13 protein-coding genes and 1 pseudogene are annotated in these 15,882 nt (G+C 73.5%); 9 read left to right on the top strand and 5 right to left on the bottom strand.

Annotation, left to right across the window (positions count from 1 at the left end; genetic code table 11):
• Positions 1-26: 26 nt before the first annotated feature.
• Together AB0O91_RS15475 and AB0O91_RS15470 are read right to left on the bottom strand one after the other, a co-directional pair.
• Entirely contained in the window at positions 27-1,742 is a 1,716-nt protein-coding gene (locus AB0O91_RS15475) for a putative Ig domain-containing protein (protein WP_363432440.1), read from the bottom strand.
• Positions 1,743-1,964: 222 nt separating this feature from the next.
• The gene (locus tag AB0O91_RS15470) at positions 1,965-3,179 is read right to left on the bottom strand and encodes a citrate/2-methylcitrate synthase (protein ID WP_363432437.1); all 1,215 of its coding nucleotides are present in this window, start codon (positions 3,177-3,179) and stop codon (positions 1,965-1,967) included.
• 153 nt (positions 3,180-3,332) lie between these two features.
• Here AB0O91_RS15470 and AB0O91_RS15465 point away from each other — a divergent pair, with 153 nt between their 5' ends.
• The gene (locus AB0O91_RS15465) at positions 3,333-4,571 is read left to right on the top strand and encodes a citrate synthase (RefSeq protein WP_363432435.1); all 1,239 of its coding nucleotides are present in this window, start codon (positions 3,333-3,335) and stop codon (positions 4,569-4,571) included.
• Positions 4,572-4,628: 57 nt separating this feature from the next.
• On the opposite strand, the gene AB0O91_RS15460 is transcribed toward AB0O91_RS15465, so the two are convergent.
• Positions 4,629-5,828: a M20 family metallopeptidase gene (locus AB0O91_RS15460; protein ID WP_363432761.1), complete on the bottom strand. Its 1,200-nt coding sequence runs from the start codon at positions 5,826-5,828 to the stop codon at positions 4,629-4,631.
• A 233-nt stretch (positions 5,829-6,061) separates the two neighbouring features.
• Between AB0O91_RS15460 and AB0O91_RS15455 the strand changes: the two genes are divergently transcribed.
• The 5 genes from AB0O91_RS15455 (at position 6,062) to AB0O91_RS15435 (ending at position 10,768) form a co-directional block, all read left to right on the top strand.
• The gene (locus AB0O91_RS15455; RefSeq protein ID WP_363432759.1) at positions 6,062-6,388 is read left to right on the top strand and encodes a PadR family transcriptional regulator; all 327 of its coding nucleotides are present in this window, start codon (positions 6,062-6,064) and stop codon (positions 6,386-6,388) included.
• Positions 6,385-7,326 (top strand): hypothetical protein, encoded by a 942-nt coding sequence (locus AB0O91_RS15450; RefSeq protein WP_363432432.1) that lies wholly within the window; start codon positions 6,385-6,387, stop codon positions 7,324-7,326. Before AB0O91_RS15455 ends, AB0O91_RS15450 begins: the two co-directional genes overlap by 4 nt.
• 185 nt (positions 7,327-7,511) lie before the next feature.
• Entirely contained in the window at positions 7,512-8,330 is an 819-nt protein-coding gene (locus tag AB0O91_RS15445; protein ID WP_363432429.1) for a DUF4184 family protein, read from the top strand.
• A gap of 158 nt (positions 8,331-8,488) precedes the next feature.
• Positions 8,489-9,667, top strand: a complete 1,179-nt coding sequence (locus AB0O91_RS15440) for an alpha-hydroxy-acid oxidizing protein (RefSeq protein ID WP_363432426.1) — start codon at positions 8,489-8,491, stop codon at positions 9,665-9,667.
• Positions 9,668-10,120: 453 nt separating this feature from the next.
• On the top strand, positions 10,121-10,768 hold the full coding sequence (locus AB0O91_RS15435) for a hypothetical protein (RefSeq protein ID WP_363432423.1): 648 nt from the start codon (positions 10,121-10,123) through the stop codon (positions 10,766-10,768).
• On the opposite strand, the pseudogene AB0O91_RS15430 reads toward AB0O91_RS15435, so the two are convergent.
• Positions 10,663-11,169, bottom strand: a pseudogene (locus tag AB0O91_RS15430) (DUF6188 family protein); the annotation flags it as partial. The gene AB0O91_RS15435 and the pseudogene AB0O91_RS15430 overlap by 106 nt on opposite strands.
• A gap of 60 nt (positions 11,170-11,229) precedes the next feature.
• Positions 11,230-12,486, bottom strand: a complete 1,257-nt coding sequence (locus AB0O91_RS15425; protein WP_363432421.1) for an FAD-dependent monooxygenase — start codon at positions 12,484-12,486, stop codon at positions 11,230-11,232.
• A gap of 99 nt (positions 12,487-12,585) precedes the next feature.
• Here AB0O91_RS15425 and AB0O91_RS15420 point away from each other — a divergent pair, with 99 nt between their 5' ends.
• The 3 genes from AB0O91_RS15420 to AB0O91_RS15410 all read left to right on the top strand — a co-directional run bounded on the left by AB0O91_RS15420 (position 12,586) and on the right by AB0O91_RS15410 (position 15,794).
• Positions 12,586-13,185, top strand: a complete 600-nt coding sequence (locus AB0O91_RS15420; RefSeq protein WP_363432418.1) for a hypothetical protein — start codon at positions 12,586-12,588, stop codon at positions 13,183-13,185.
• A gap of 541 nt (positions 13,186-13,726) precedes the next feature.
• Positions 13,727-15,319: a DUF4157 domain-containing protein gene (locus AB0O91_RS15415; protein WP_363432756.1), complete on the top strand. Its 1,593-nt coding sequence runs from the start codon at positions 13,727-13,729 to the stop codon at positions 15,317-15,319.
• 43 nt (positions 15,320-15,362) lie between these two features.
• The gene (locus AB0O91_RS15410; RefSeq protein ID WP_363432416.1) at positions 15,363-15,794 is read left to right on the top strand and encodes a hypothetical protein; all 432 of its coding nucleotides are present in this window, start codon (positions 15,363-15,365) and stop codon (positions 15,792-15,794) included.
• Positions 15,795-15,882 lie beyond the last annotated feature (88 nt).

Below are 15,882 nucleotides of genomic sequence, written 5' to 3'. Positions count from 1 at the left end.
GGGCGGGGAGGCCGACCGGCCGCGGCTCAGGCCACGTTGACGGCGGTGTCGTCCAGGACGAAGGAGGTCTGCTTGGTGTAGTCCTCGGCGCCGGTGAACTTGAGGGTCACGGTCTGCCCGGCGTAGCCGGACAGGTCGAGGCTGTGCTGCTGGTAGCCGGTGGCCGCGTCGATGTTGGAGTAGGTCGCCAGGGTGGTGCCGTTCGCGGTGACCGTCAGCTTGTCGTACGCGGTGGTGGTGGGCTCGGCGGTGTCGATGTGCAGCCAGTAGCTGAAGGTGTAGCTGCTGCAGCCGGCCGGCAGGGTCACCGTCTGGGCGATGGTGTCGGTGTTGGTGCTGCCGTAGCCGTCCAGCCAGACGTCGTAGCTGCCGGAGTGCGGCGGCTCGCCGGAGCCGCTGTTGATGGCGCTGCTGCCGCTGGTGTTGGTCTCCGTCCAGCCGGTGGTCGAACCGGCCTCGAAGCCGGGGTTGGTGAGCAGTTGGGCGGCGGTGCAGCCGCCGCCGGTGGGCCGGACGGTCCAGGTGAAGGTGACGGAGGAGGACGGGCCGGTGGAGTCGGTGGCGGTGGCCGTCACGGAGTAGCTCCCGGCGGTGGTCGGGGTGCCGCTGATCAGGCCGGTGGTGGCGTTGAGGCCGAGCCCGGCGGGCAGGCCGGAGGCGCGGTAGCCGAGGGTGCCGCCGGCCGTGTCGGTGGCGGAGAGCTGGAGGCTGGTGGCGGTTCCGGCGGTGCTGGTGCGGGGGCCCGGGTTGCCGAGGGTGACGCCGCCGGTGGTGCCGCTGCCGCCGGCGGCGAGCCAGGCGGTGGCGTTGAGGCCGAGCGCGGCGTCGGTGCCGGCCGGGTCGTTCCAGCCGTCGTACAGGGTCTTGCCGGACTCACCGGTGCCGTCGTCGATGGCCGAGCTGTCGCCCCAGAGGGCGACCCGGCCCTTGCCGAAGCTGCTGGTGGCGAAGAAGGCCCCGGTGGTGCCGGAGTAGCCGGTGCGGTAGACGATCCCCTTGACGGAGGGGTTGTCGGCGGGTTTGAGGGTGAAGGTGGTGCCGTTGCGGATGATGCTGCCGGTGACGGTGCCGAAGGGGCCCTGCAGGACCGGGTCGGTGGCGTCGTTGATCGCGGTCGGGTTGTCGGTCTGGATGTTGAGCAGATCGACGGAGAGCCCGAACGGGTCCTTGTTGTTGACCGAGTTGGTGGTCATCAGGTCGTTGATGATGGCGGGGGAGTCCCAGCCGTCGTTGTTGCGGTCGCTGCCGGTGTGGTCGGAGATCAGGAACAGCCCGCCGCCGTTCTGGACGAAGGTCATCACGGCGGTCTTCTCGGCGGCGCTGAGCCGGATGTTCGGCTCCGGCAGCACGAACTCGTCGAAGTTGGCGAGGTCCAGCGCCCCGCCGGTGCCGTAGGTGATGGTGGAGCCGCTCGGCAGGGTCTTGAGGCTGTACTGGCCGGTCTTCTGGAGGGCGACGCCCCAACTGGAGATGGCGCCGGTCCAGTCGCTCTCGGACTGGGGGTCGGCGTTCTCGGCGAGCGGGTCGGGCTGGCTGGTGCTGATGATCCAGTCGGCGTTGCCGGCTGTCTCCGCCTTGCTGGCGTCGAACAGGACGCGGTGCTTGGCGGCCGTGGCGGTGGGCGCGGTGGTGGTCGCGGGCGCCGCCACGGCCCGGTGGGGCGAGGCGCCCGCACCAGCGAGGACGGTGAGGACGACGGCGCCCAGGGCGAGCGGGCGGATGGCGTCGAGGCGTCTGAGCATCAGTCAAGTCCCTTGTCGTGTGGGGGTACAGGGGAGTGCTACGCGCGTAGGCGCGGCTGACACCGTTCCATGATGGGGTGAGCGGGGCTTGAACGGAACGCGACGATTCGGCGCAGAGGGCCCCGTCGGCTCGACGACGGGGCCCGGCGGTCAGGTGGTGCGGACGGTTGCCCGGGTGGTAGGTGCGCTCAGGCGGTGCGTGTGCTCAGGCGGGACGGGCGCTCAGGCGGCCCGGTCCGCCGGCAGCGGCTGCGGGGCGGCCGGGCCGGTGTAGCGGGCGGCCGGGCGGATGATCTTGGGATCGGCGGCCTGCTCCAGGATGTTGGCGCTCCAGCCGATCACCCGGCCCGCGGCGAAGGTGGGGGTGAACATGTCCCTGGGCAGGCCGCACAGGTGCATCACCACGCCCGCGTAGAACTCCACGTTGGTGTGGAGCTCGCGGCCCGGCTTCAGCTCGGCCAGGATCGCCTCGACCCGGGCCTCCACCTGGACGGCGAGGTCGACCAGCTCGCCGCCGAAGGACCGGGCGATCCCGCGCAGCATCCGGGAGCGCGGGTCCTCGGTGCGGTAGACGGCGTGGCCGAAGCCCATGATCCGGTCACCGGCCAGCACGTGCTCCCGGATCCAGCCGTCGATCCGGTCCGGGGTGCCGATCGCGTCCAGGGTGTCCAGCGCCCGGCTCGGCGCACCGCCGTGCAGCGGCCCGGAGAGCGCCCCCAGCCCGCCGACCAGGCAGGCGACCAGGTCGGCCCCGGTGGAGGCGATCACCCGGGAGGTGAAGGTGGAGGCGTTGAAGCCGTGGTCCACCGTGGAGATCAGGTACTGCTCGATCGCCCGGGCCTTGGCCGGCTCGGGCTCCTCACCGGTCAGCATGTAGAGGTAGTTGGCCGCGTGGCCGAGGTCGTCGCGCGGTTCCACCGGCTGCTCGCCCTGCTGCAGCCGGTACAGCGCGGTCAGTACCGTCGGCACCAGCGCGGTGGCGAACAGCGCGTCCTCGACCCGCCGTTCAGGGGCGGTGTCGTAGAGCGGCCGGACGCCGCGGTCGGCGGCGGCGATCGAGAGCGCGGCGCCGAGGGCGCTGAGCGGGCCGCCGTGCGCGGTGGCCGCCGCGAGCGCGGGCAGCAGCGGGCGGAGCGCGTCGGGGAGCCGGCGCAGCGGCGCGGTACGGGCCAGGAAGGCGCTGCGCCCGGCCGGGTCGGGCAGCTCGCCGAACAGCATCAGCTGCCAGACGTCCTCCAGGGTGCGCTGTTCGGCGAGCTCGATCGCCGAGTACTGGCGGTAGTGGTAGAAGCCCTCCAGCCCGCGGACGTCGCTGAGTCCGGTCTCGGTGACCACGACGCCCTTCAGGCCGCGCGGGACCTCTATCGGGGTGGGGCTCGACGGCTGGGCAGTGCTCGACGGCTGGGTGGTGCTCGAAAGCTGGGTGGTGCTCGACATGGCGGTGGCCCTCCTCGGGGGCTCGTTCCGGGTGACGTTTCGTACTCTCCGAGCATTGATCGATGTTGTCAATGTTGATTGAAATCAATATGGAATACTGCGGATCATCATCGAGGTGCGGTGATCGAGGTGCGGCGGGAGACGAGGGGAACCATGGGCGAACGCCTGACCACCCGGCAGGTCGCCGAACGGCTCGGCGTCAAGGTGGAGACGGTGTACGCCTACGCCAGCCGGGGGCAGCTCAGCAGCGAGCGGGCGCCGGACGGCAAGGGCAGCACCTTCGACGCCGACGAGGTGGCGGAGCTGGCCGCCCGCGGGCGGCGCACCCCGGTGCGCCCGGTGGTCGGCGAACCGGTCACGGTGCGGACCGGGCTGACCCTGATCGAGCACGGCCGGCTCTACTACCGCGGCCGGGACGCCGTCGAACTCGCCACCCGGCACGGCTTCGAGGCCGCGGTCGGCTGGCTCTGGGGCCTGGGCGCCGACGCCCCGGTCGCCCTGCGGGTGCCGCCCGCCACCGCCGAGGCGCTGTCCCGGGCCGCCGCCGCGCTGCCGGACGGCATCCGGCTGCCGGACCGGCTGCGGATCTCCGTCACCGTCGCGGCCGCACTCGACCCGCTCCGCTTCGACCTGCGCGAGCAGACCGTGCTGGCGGCCGGGGCGGCGCTGATCGCCGGGATGGTGGAGGCCCTGCCGCGCACCGCGCCCGACCCCGGGCCGGACGCCTCACTGGCGGCGCGGCTGTGGAGCCGGCTGGCCCCCGCCGCACCGACCCCCGAGGCGCTGGCCTGCCTGGACCGCGCCCTGGTGCTGCTGATCGACCACGAGTTGGCGGTGTCCACCGTGGCGGCCCGGGTGGCGGCCTCGGCGCGGGCCCATCCGTACGCCGTGGTCTCGGCCGGGCTCGGCGCCACCGACGGCCCGCTGCACGGCGCGGCCAGCCCGCTGGCCCACCGGATGCTCGCCGAGGTGCTGGCCGGCGGCGCGGTGCCGGTGGTCTCCGACTACCTGCGCACCGGCCGCCCGATCCCTGGCCTCGGCCACCGGCTCTACCCCGACGGCGACCCCCGGGCGGCGGCGCTGCTCGACGCGGTGGGGCGGCTGGACGGCGGTGCGGCCGTGGTGGCGGCCGTCGCCGAGGTGGAGGCGGCGGCCGCCCCGGCCGGCGGGCCGGGGCCGCGGGCCAACATCGACCTGGCGCTGTCCGCCCTCGCCCTGGCCGCCGGACTGCGGGCCGAGGCCGGCGAGGTGGTGTTCGCGGTGGCCCGCACCCCGGGCTGGCTGGCCCACGCGGTGGAGGAGTACCAGGAGGAGCCGCTGCGGATGCGAGCCCGGGCGAGCTACACCGGGCCGCGCCCGGAGGCGCGGCCGTTCGGCCTCGACGGGAGGTGACGGGGCGCCCTCCGGGTCGGGCGGTGCTCTCCCCGCCGTCCGCCGGCCCGGGCGGTGCTACCCCCGGGCCAGCCTCCCCAGGGCCAGGCCCGCCAGCAGGGCGGCGCCGTCGGCGAGCACGCTGTCGTCGAACTCGGCGTCGGGGGAGTGGTTGTAGGGCGCGGCGAACGGGTCGCGGCCGTCCGTCGGGGCGGCGCCGAGCATCAGGTAGGCCGACGGGACCAGCGCGGCCACGACGCCGAAGTCCTCGGAGCCCGCGATCGGCCGGGGCATCTCCACGTACCGCTCCGGTCCGAGCAGCCGGGCCGCCAGGTCGGCCGCGAAGCCCGCCTCCGTCGGGTCGTTGACGGTCACCGGGTAGCCGGGCTCCACCTCGGCCTCCGCCGTCAGCCCGTGGGCGGCCGCGATCCCGTGCACCACCCGCAGCGCCTCGGTGTGCGCGAGGTCCCGTGAGCGCGCGGAGAAGGAGCGGACGGTCGCGGAGAACCGCGCCTCGTCGGGGATCACATTGGCCGCCGTGCCGGCGGCGAGGGTGCCGACGGTCAGCACCACCGGGTCGAAGGCGTCCATCCGCCGGGTCACCATCGACTGGAGGGCGAGCACCGCCTCGCACAGGGCCGGGACCGGGTCCAACGCCGAATGCGGGCTGGACCCGTGCCCGCCGCGCCCCCGCAGGGTGACCCACAGGGTGTCCGAGGCGGCCAGCATCGGCCCGGGGCGGGCGGCGACCAGGCCGTTGGGCAGCAGTGCGGCGGCCACGTGCAGGGCGTACGCGGCCACCACCCGCCGGCCGGCCGCCTCCAGCACGCCCGCGTCCACCATCCGGCGGGCGCCGCCCGCCCCCTCCTCACCGGGCTGGAACATCAGCACCACGTCGCCCGCCAGCTCCGCGCGCCGCTCGGCCAGCAGACGGGCGGCGCCGACCAGTGCGGCCATGTGCAGGTCGTGCCCGCAGGCGTGCATCGCGCCCGGGACCCTGGAGGCGTACGGCACCCGGACGTTCTCCTGGACGGGCAGTGCGTCCATGTCGGCGCGCAGCAGCACGCTCGGCCCGGGGCGCCCGCCGCGCAGCACGCCCGTGATCGAGCTCAGCTCCTCGCCCAGGGTGAGGTCCAGCGGCAGGCCGTCGAGAGCGGCGAGCAGCCGGTCCCGGGTCAGCGGCAGATCCAGTCCGAGCTCCGGTGTCTGGTGCAACTGGCGCCGCAGGGAGGTGAGTTCGGGCTGTATCCGGGCGGCGGAGCGGGCGAGTTCGGGCAGCGCCAACCGGTCGAGCAGATCGGCGGACGCGGACGGGTCGGGCACGGTGCCTCCAGGGGTGAGCGGGGTCTGCTGAGCGGGCCGGGCGATCGGGCTGTACTGAACGGACTCGCGGTGGGGCGGGCTCCGGGGCGGTGGCCGCCGGGTGTGCGGTGTCCAGCTTCGTGGAAAAGACCCGATCCGTTGAGATGGTCAGCCGGAGTGACTATCGTCGTGGGGTGAGCGAGCGTGTGATGCAAGAACCCACCGTGATGGTCCTGACCGCCCTGGCGGACGCCCCCCGGCACGGATACGCCATCGCCCAGGAGATCAAGGCCATGACCGACGGCCGGGTCTCGCTGCGCACGGGCGCCCTCTACGGGGCGCTGGACCGCCTGTTGGCCGACGGCCTGATCGAGGTCGAGCGCGAGGAGGTCGTCGACGGCCGGGCCCGACGGATCTTCACCCTGTCCCCGGGCGGGCGCGACCGGCTGGCGACCGAGGCCGAACGCCTCGCGGCGACGGCGCGGGAGGCCACCCGGCGGCTGTCCGCCCCCCGCCCGGCGGCGACCGGTACATGATCGACCACGTCCTGCGGCTCTACCCCGCCGCCTACCGGCACGCCCACGGCGCGGAGATCGCCGCGACCTTCCACGAGCTGACGGCCGGTGAACCGCTGCGGGTGCGGCTGCGCGACGGCGCGGACCTCGCAGCGCACGGCCTGCGGCTGCGGTTCGGACTGGGCCCGGCCGGCACCCTCGCGACAGTACTCGGCCCGGCCCAGCCCCTGGTGCTCGGCGCCGCGGCGGCGGCGGGCGGCCTGCACCTGCTGCGCCGCTACGCCGGCCTGGTCGCCTCGCCCGCGCCCGTGGGCCTCCAGCTCCGCCTCGAACTGTCGGGCGCCTGGGGCGTGTTGCTGTTCTCCGCCCTGCTCGTGTTCGCCGGGGCGGCGGCCGCGCTGGCCGGCCGGTGGCGGGCGGGCGTGCCCTGCACGGTGGCGGGGCTGCTCGGCTACGCGGTGGGCGCGGTGGTGAGCGGGCCCGCCCTCGGCTCCCCGGTCGCGACCCCGGTCGCGGCGGTGCTGGCGGCGGCGGTGCTGGTGGCCTGCCCGCCGGACCGGCGGGCGGAGGGCATGGCGGGCGGCCGGGCGGGTGTGGCCGGTGCCATGGTCGCGCTGGTACTGGTGCCGCTGGCGGCCGTTGCCGCGCACGTGTTGCCGTGGGTCAGCACCGACTACGGGTGCTGGCCGTTGCTCGTCCTCGCCGGGACGGGCGTGGCGCTGGCCTGGCGGGGTGCGTCCGGTGGCGGATCGGGCGATGGGACCGGCGGTGGGGCCGGTGCCGGATCCGGTGCCGGCCGTCAGCTCGCGGCGACGGCCCTGGCGGCCCCGCCGTTGCTCGCCGAGGCCTGCGGCACGGCGTGGGGCGACGCGACCGCGACGGCCTGCCTGGCGGCCGTGCTGATGATCGGCGCGGCGGGTGTGCCGCTCGCGGCCCGGCTGGGGCGGACCCTGCGCTGATCCTTCGCGCCTGGACGCCGAACACTGAACGCCGAACGCTGAATTCCAGAACCCTCGAACCCTCGAACCCCGTCGAGCGGCCGGTCCCGGTCGCGCGGCGGGGTTCGTGCTGTGTCGCGCAGGCATTAGTCCGTTTGACGTAGCATTCCGTTCAACGGACTATTGGTCCGTGCGAGAGGAAACCCATGCCGTTCACCCTGTCCCACCCCGCAGCCGTCCTGCCGCTGCTGCGCGGCCCGTTCAGCCGGGCCGCCCTGGTCGCCGGGGCCGTCGCCCCGGACCTGCCCTACTTCGTCTCCACCACGGGCCTGCCGGTCAGTGCCCAGTCCTGGTACGAGCCCTTCGTCAACGCCACCACCACCCACGCGGTCTCCGGCGTCCTCACCGTCACGCTGCCGTACACCCTGCTGCTCTGGGGCCTGCTGCTGGCCGCCCACCGGCCGTCGGCGGGTCTGCTGCGGCTGCCCGTCGACCCGCCGCCCGCCCGGTCCGTCGGCGCGTCGGCGCGGCGCGCCGGGTGGGTGCTGCTGTCCGCCCTGCTCGGCATCGCCACCCACCTGGTCTGGGACTCATTCACCCACTACGACGGCTTCGTCGTCACCCAGGTGCCCTGGCTGAACGACACCGCGGCCGGCAGCCTCACCTGGGCGCGGGCGTTGCAGCACCTGAGCACGGTCGGCGGCCTCGCCGCCCTCGCGGCGTACGGGTGGCGCCGCCGCGGCCGGCTCCGCACCGGCGGGGTCCGGCGCGGGGTCCTGCTGGCCCTGGCCCTGTGTGCGTCGGCCGGTGCCGTCGCACACGCCTGGTCGGGCCTCGCCGCCCGGGCGGCCGCCGGGCTGCCGTCGGCGGAGGTGGCCGAAGGGCTGCTCTCCGACGCGGCCAAGGGCGCGGGCGCCGGCCTGTTCGCCGCGCTGGGCTGTTACGTTGCCGCCTGGTGGATCCGGCGGGCCGCCGGGGGAGCCCACCGGTACCAGGACGCCGTACGGGCCGACACCGCGGCCTGATCCGCCCTCCCCGACAGCGGTTCTGTCCGTGGCGACAAAACCCGGGCGGCGTCCACTGGTGCCGGGGACATGGCCCCCGGGCGGCTTTGTCGGCACGGTGGGAGCTGCCGCAACCGGGAGGGTCCCGGACGGGCGGTGTCGGAAGGACGGCGAGCACGGTGGACGTGAAGTCGAAGGGCCAGTACGGGGATTTCCAGAACGAGATCTACTTCGAGGGCCTCTTCGGGGTCCAGCCGACCATGCCGATGGACTTCGCCGCACTGGAGGCACGGGCGCAGGCCGCACTGCCGCCCTCGGTGCTGTCGTACGTGGCGGGCGGAGCCGGGGACGAGTTCACCCAGCGGGCCAATGTGTCGGCGTTCGAGCGGTACGGGCTGGTGCCGCGGATGATGGTCGGCGCCGCCCAACGTGACCTGGGCGTCGACCTGTTCGGGCTGAGGCTGCCGTCGCCGTTGTTCATGGCGCCGATCGGGGTGATCGGGCTGTGTGCCCAGGACGGGCACGGCGACCTCGCCACCGCCCGCGCCGCCGCCAGGAGCGGGATGCCGATGGTCGCCTCGACCCTGACGGTGGATCCGCTGGAGCAGGTCGCCGCCGAGTTCGGCGACACCCCCGGCTTCTTCCAGCTCTACACCCCCACCGACCGGGCGCTCGCCGAGAGCCTGGTCCACCGGGCCGAGGCCGCCGGCTTCAAGGGCATCGTGATCACCCTGGACACCTGGATCACCGGCTGGCGCCCGCGTGACCTGAGCACGGGCAACTTCCCCCAGCTGCGCGGCCACGCCCTCGCCAACTACACCTCCGACCCGGTCTTCCGGGCCCGCCTCACCAAGACCCCCGAGGAGGACCCGCAGGCCGTCGTCCGCGAGTGGGTGCAGATCTTCGGCAACCCGCTGACCTGGGACGACCTGCCCTGGCTGCGCTCCCTCACCGAGCTGCCGATCATCCTCAAGGGCATCTGTCACCCCGAGGACGTCCGCCGGGCCAGGGACGGCGGCGTGGACGCGGTCTACTGCTCCAACCACGGCGGCCGCCAGGCCAACGGCGGCCTCCCGGCCCTGGCCGCCCTGCCCGGCGTGGTCGAGGCGGCGGACGGGCTGCCGGTGCTGTTCGACTCCGGCGTCCGCTCCGGGGCCGACGTGATCAAGGCCCTCGCCCTCGGCGCCACCGCCGTCGGCGTCGGCCGCCCGTACGCCTACGGACTCGCGGTCGGCGGCGCGGACGGCATCGTCCACGTACTGCGCTCGCTGCTCGCCGAGGCCGACCTGATCATGGCGGTGGACGGCTACCCGACCCTCGCCGACCTGCGCGCCGAGGGCGCCCTGCAGCAGCTCTGACCCGCCGCCAGCGGAGGCTGGAACGGCGGGTCCCGTGACCATCCGGGCTTTGGTGCACCTCCTCGCCCCGGTTCCCGGCAGCAGACGGGGAACCGGGGCGAGGAGACCCGGGCCCGGCCGACGGCGGAGGCGGGGCGGCGCCCGATGAGAGCGATGGCGTCACCGACGGTGACGGTGAGCTCGGCCTTTCGCGGAGCAGAACGGCGGCGGGCTTGTCACGGTTGAAGCAGCCGCCGTTCGGCCCGCTCGGCCAGAACGGCGCCGTCCAGGCGAAGGACGGCGTCGCAGGCGGGGAAGATCCCGACCGCCTCGGTGCGCACATGCACGGCCAACCGTCTTTTCCTGCAGGGGAGTTGTGGGTGTGCAGTGGAGGCGACCGGGGCATGATCTGACAAATCCATGCCAGGTGTCGACGGTGTGACGGCCTGGCGCCTCCCCTCCCGAGGAGTCCTCTTGGCGAACACCTTCCTGCGGCGGCTCTCCTTACCCGCCGCGCTCGCCGTCCTGACCGTGGCAGCTTCGGCCTTCGGCGCGGGCACGGCCCACGCGGCCGAACCGGGCGGCCCGTGCGACCCCCGCGTGTCCCGGTACGGGCTGTACGAGGTCTCGACCGCCGTCGTCGACCCGGTGCTCACCCACTGGAAGGGCATCACCATCGCCCCCGGCACCACCGGCTCCATCGAGACCACCGTGACCGAGGTCCAGAACGTCAGCACCACGTTCAACGCCTCGACCGAGATCAACTCGGAGGTGGGCGCGTTCTTCGCCAAGGTCTCCATCAAGGTCGGATTCTCCGTCCAGAACACCAAGTCCAGCACCAGCACGTGGTCCCAGAAGGTCACGCTGAACTTCTCCCGCCCCGGCGACTACGCGGTGTTCAAGGGCACAAACCGCGTCCAGGGCAAGGCCGACGCCTACGTCTGCCTCCCCCGCTACCCCTCGAACAACGACCCCGGCGACGGGTACTGGGCCTACGCCTTCGGCTCCCACCCCACCTACAGCACCTTCGACGCCGAGATCGAGGGCACCGTCTCCTGCGACACCCCGGTTTCCCCCGGCACCGTCCAGGAACTCGCACGCAAAAAGCTCGTCTGCCGCTGAGCACCGCCCCCGCCCGAGACCGGCCGAACCCCTGGCCGGCCCCGGGCGGGGGCAACCGCCGCCGAGCGCCTCACCCGCCTCGACCCGGCCCCTCGCCGAGACTCTGCGCTGTCGGGCGCGAGGATCACTGGGAGGACCGCAAGACCACTGCCGGCCATCGACGTGAAGGGCCACCCCTGTGGGCCGATGATGTTGCATGCCTCCGTCGATGAGCCGCCCGCGCACGTCAGGTGCAAGCCGGTGTCGAACACCACCTGCAGAACACCGGACGTGAACACGACCGCGGACATCACCGAGGCGTCGAGCAGGTGAAGGGCCGTGCTGCGGGACGCCGGACGCAGGCCGGGGTTCGTCCGGACAGATCCGCGGGAGAGGAGGGCAGGGGCTTCCAGCACGACCTCCCATCCCGCGGAGCGAGCGGTCCAACACGGTCGAAGAGCTGAGGAACGTCCGCAGGGATGTCAGGTCGCGGGGGTCGTCCGCGGTGCGGGGGCGGGCCCTGTCCGGCGGCCGTGCTCGGAGGCGTTGAAGGCGCGGTTCATGAGCGGGCGCAGTGCGGGGGACTGGATGGCGCGCATCGCGAGGGCGTTGGCCCGGATGCCCCAGGCCGTGTTCGGTGCTGCGGCTGCGACCCGGCCGGGCGGGAGCTGCTGGGCGGAGGCGGCCCGGGGGCGCATGGTCCGCTCGAAGTCGGCCAGGGCGGTGGGTATTCGGGTGAGGTCGGCGGGTGCGCCGGCGGTGCGGAGTGCGGTGGTCAGCTCGGCCGCGCCGCGCAGGGCGAGGGCGGTGCCCAGGCCGCTGAGCGGGCTCGCGCACCAGGCGCTGTCGCCGAGCAGGACGATCCGGCCGGAGCGCCAGCTCGGCATGTGGATCTGGTCGAGGGTGTCGAGGGCGAAGTCGGTGGCCTCTCGGGCGGCGGCCAGGAACTCGGCGGTGCGCCAGCCGGCTCCGGCGAACGTGCGGTCCAGCAGGGCGAGTTGGGCTTGGCGGTCGTTGCGGGGTGGCAGGGTGTCGGCGGCGAAGGTCAGGCCGATCTCCTGTTGGCCGGGGTGTCCGGGGCGGGCTTCCACGCTGAGGCGGCCGGGGGCGTTGTGGATGAGGAACCAGCTGTCCAGTGCCGGGGTGTCGGGCTGTTCGTGGAGGGTGAACCAGGCGTGGGCGAGGCCGAGGGGTTTGCGGTAGTTCTCCTCCGGGCCGAAGCGCAGGGCGCGGACCCGGGAGTGTGCGCCGTCGGAGCCGACGACCAGGTCGAACTCCTCCTCCGTGCCGCTGCGGAAGCGGGCGCGGACGCCGGTGGCGGTGTCCTCCAGTGCGTCCACGGTCTCGCCGAAGCGGTGGGTCACGCCCGGTCCGGCCGCCTCGTGGATGATCCGGGCGAGGTCGGTGCGCAGCAGTTCCTCGCGGGAGACGAGGCCGCGTCCGTCGAAGGCCTCGACCGGCATCGTGGCCAGTCGCCGTTCCCGTGCGTCGATCCAGGCCGCTCCGCGCTGGGGGACGAGGCAGTCCAGGGCCTGTTCGATCAGGCCGGCCTGTTCCAGTACCTCCCGGGAGTCGCCGCGCACGTCGACGGTCTGTCCGCCGGTGCGTAAGGCCGGGGCGATCTCCGCGACGGTGACCTTCCAACCGTCCCGTTCCAGGAGCAGGGCGGTCATGTCGCCCGCGATCCCTCCGCCGACGACGAGTGCGTGTGCGTGTGCTGGTGCGGGTGTGTGGGCCACGGGATTCTCCGGTCCGCTCGGTCGCTCATGCGAATGATTCGCGTTTAACGTAGCCCTGTCGGGCGCGCTAATGCAAGAGATTCGCGGTAGCGTGGAGGGGTGACACAAGCGACAGGGACAGCCCGGCCCGGCGGCCGCACCGCCCGCACCCGCGAGGCCGTACGCGCGGCCACCCGTGAGCTGCTGGCCGAATCGAGCGACGGCACGGTCGACATCGCGCAGGTGGCGGCCCGCTCGGGCGTGCACCTCGCCACGGTCTACCGGCGCTGGCGCAGCGCCGACGGCCTGGTCATCGACGCCGTCGTGGACGAGCTGGGCAGTCGCTCGCCCATGCCCGCGACCGGCGACCTGCACGCCGACCTCCTCGCCTGGGTCACCCGTCTGCTGCACGACGTGGCCGAGCCCAACCACCTGGCCTTCTTCCGCGCCCTGCTCCGGGCGGGCGCCGGCGGCGGCAACGGGCTGGACTTCGCCGAGCCCCGCATCCGCCAGATCCAGGCCACCCTGGACGCGAGCGGCGCGACCGTTCTGACCTGGCTGGACGTTCTCGAGCTGGTACTGGCCCCGGCCTACGTGCGCGCCCTGCTGGCCATGCCGATGGACCCGGCGACCGAAGCCGTCCGGCTGGTCGACAACCTGACGGCCATCCGCGCTGCCCGCGAGGCGGCCCGGGCCGCGTCCCAGGAGGCGGACGCCTAGCCGAAGGCCACCGACCTTGCGCCTTCCACGGCCCTCTGTCCGAAGCCTCCCCGCACGTCAGCGGTCGGCGAGCGCTGTTGAGTCCGTGGCATCGGTCCTGGATCCCCGCCCGTTCGGGACCTTGCGGCGGACACCAGCGCCGTCACCGAAGGCAGCGATGCTCCGAGGCCGGCGACTCCCCGTCTGATGGCCGCCAGCCGGGGATTCCGACCGGCCGCCGACAGACGGGTGCGGCGAGGGAGGCCGTGGCCTCGGGGGTGGTGCGCACGGTCAGGCGGTGGCGGTAGGTGGCGATGGCCTCGGCGACGGTGGCCGGGTCGCCGATCGGGGAGGCGTCGAGGGCGGCGGCCAGGTTGCCCTCAAGGGGTTCCCCGATGTGCCCTTGCGGCCGTGAAGACTGTCCTCACGCCTCTGGTCGCGGTGGCCCGGATGCCGTAGGCAAGGAGGTTCGCAGCTCGTTCACTCCGCCCCCACAAAGGGGGGCTTTCGACAGAAGGCGGCACCGGTGTCACACAAGCAGAAGCACAAGCCCGGCCAGCAGTTGGCCTCCGCGCGCACTGCCGCACGAGCGCCCGGCACCGCCTCGGCGGCGCCGGCCTCCGCGCGGGGGATCCTCGCCCTGCAGGCCTCCGTGGGCAATACGGCCGTTGTGCAGATGATGCGCCGGGCCGGACTGCTTGACGGCCGGCAACGGCACGAGCACGGGGCCGGCTGCGGTCACCGGCAGGCCGCTGAGGGGGCGGCTGCGGTGCAGCGCTCCGCTGTCCACGACGTCCTGGCGACCGGCGGGCGTCCCCTGGACACCGCCACCCGCACCGACATGGAAGCGCGCCTGGGCGCGGACTTCTCCGACGTGCGCGTCCACGACGACACCGCGGCCAGGGCCTCCGCCGCCGAGGTCGGCGCCCGCGCCTACACCTCCGGCAGCCACATCGTCATCGGCGCCGGCGGCGCTGACAAGCACACCCTTGCCCACGAGCTCACCCACGTCATCCAGCAGCGCCAGGGCCCCGTCGCCGGTACCGACAACGGCGACGGGCTGCGGGTCTCCGACCCGTCCGACCGGTTCGAACGCGAAGCCGAGGCGAACGCGACCCGCGCGATGCACCGGCCGGTCGCGGATCGACCCGCGTCCTCGCCGGACCCGGTCGAGGGCGCACGGGCCGGCGCCACCGCGCCGCCCGTCCAGCGCCTGACTCTGCCTCCCACCACCCCGATCACGAGCACGCCCCTGGTCGGGTTCGACGACCGAGCGACCCGCTCGTCGGCCGGGTATGCGCGTGCCCTCGACTCGGAGATGATCACCGACGGCTCCCTCGTGGGCAACACCCCCCAGCAGAACCCTCCGGGGTGGGACTACCTGCAGGACCTCGTGCGGGCCGGCCACCTGCGGCAGGGCAACTGGATCCGCTTCCACCTCGTCAACAACATCGCCGGTGGGCACGGCGCCGCCGAGAACCTCGTCGTCGCCTCCCAGAGCGACAACCAGCGCTACGAGAGCGCGTACGAGAGCCAGCTGAAGGCGGACGTCAGCGCGGTGCGCACTCACAACGCCGCTGCGGCGCCCGCCAATCACCAGTACGTCTACTGCGGCGTCTCCCTCAGCTACCATCCTCACAACGCGACCGCGGGAACCGGGGCCCAGCAAGCCGCCTCCGACTGCTTCCCCGAATCCCTGCGCTTCGTCGAATACACGCTGGACCGCTCACAGGCGAACCCGAGCTGGACGCTCCAGAAGGACGCCACGTTCAATTTCGCCAGTCGCCAGCCGGTCGACCCCCGGCTGCCGGTCGCGCTGTCAGCCATGACCTTCCAGGAGCTCGCCGACTACACGCGCATCGCCACTTGGACTCGGCCCGAATACGCTTTCCTGCAGCAGATCGGGACGGCCAACTCCACCGCCCACAACCAGTTCCTGGCGGGCAGCGGGGGCAGTGCCGGCCTCACCGTCGACGACGTGGAAGGCGGTCTCGCCCAGGCCATGTTCCCGGTCCCCGCTGCCGCGGCACCGCCGGGAGCCAGGCGATCGACACGGGCCACCAAACCGCAGGAGATCCCCTTCAACAACGTCCTGGACGCACAGAAGATCGCCAGCCTCGCGCGGGCCATCTCCCAGGGCTCCTTCACCCTCTGACCGGAAGCCGACCAACGACATGTCAAGCCTGTGGCACGCCCGCGTGACCGAGCAGACCCCGCAGTTGGTGCGCCTGGCCCTGCACGCCGTCCACCCCGACACCGGGGACGTACCCAGCACCGCGGTGTTCGCCCTGCGCCTGCTCATGGACGCCCCGCCCCGCAGCCCCTACCCCGAGCACGACCCGGCCGTCGACCCCGAGACGGCGATGCAGCAACTGGCTGAACACGCCATCGCGTCGGTCGTCGTGACCGACCGGCGCAACTTCCCGTTCGACGAACAGGCCACTGCCCAGCAGATCGACGACCGTGTCCGGGCCGACGACGGGCAGCAGGCGCTCGCACGGGAATGGGCCGCATTCTGGGCGGACTCCCAACGGGCCCCCAGCGCGACCGTCACCATCCGGCTCCGCCCCGACAGCACCCTGGCCCTGCCCGCCACCGGCACCGAGTGGGACAGCGCCGCCTACGGCTGACAGTGATGATGTTCGTGGTGACGTCGCTGGTGGGTCTGACTCCTCGGCTGACTGACGTCTCGACTGTCCTGTTTGGGATCTGTCGGCT

It is taken from the genome of Kitasatospora sp. NPDC089797, assembly GCF_040684795.1.
Classification (GTDB): domain Bacteria; phylum Actinomycetota; class Actinomycetes; order Streptomycetales; family Streptomycetaceae; genus Kitasatospora.
Note: the sequence above shows the minus strand (reverse complement) of the source record. Positions and strands in the feature narration are given on the sequence as shown.

Coding starts and splice junctions, on each gene's coding strand:
- AB0O91_RS15455 (WP_363432759.1), top strand. CDS start 6,062: ATGCAAGAACCCACCGTGATGGTCCTGACCGCCCTGGCGGACGCCCCC.
- AB0O91_RS15470 (WP_363432437.1), bottom strand. CDS start 3,179: ATGTCGAGCACCACCCAGCTTTCGAGCACCACCCAGCCGTCGAGCACT.
- AB0O91_RS15465 (WP_363432435.1), top strand. CDS start 3,333: ATGGGCGAACGCCTGACCACCCGGCAGGTCGCCGAACGGCTCGGCGTC.
- AB0O91_RS15475 (WP_363432440.1), bottom strand. CDS start 1,742: ATGCTCAGACGCCTCGACGCCATCCGCCCGCTCGCCCTGGGCGCCGTC.
- AB0O91_RS15445 (WP_363432429.1), top strand. CDS start 7,512: ATGCCGTTCACCCTGTCCCACCCCGCAGCCGTCCTGCCGCTGCTGCGC.
- AB0O91_RS15450 (WP_363432432.1), top strand. CDS start 6,385: ATGATCGACCACGTCCTGCGGCTCTACCCCGCCGCCTACCGGCACGCC.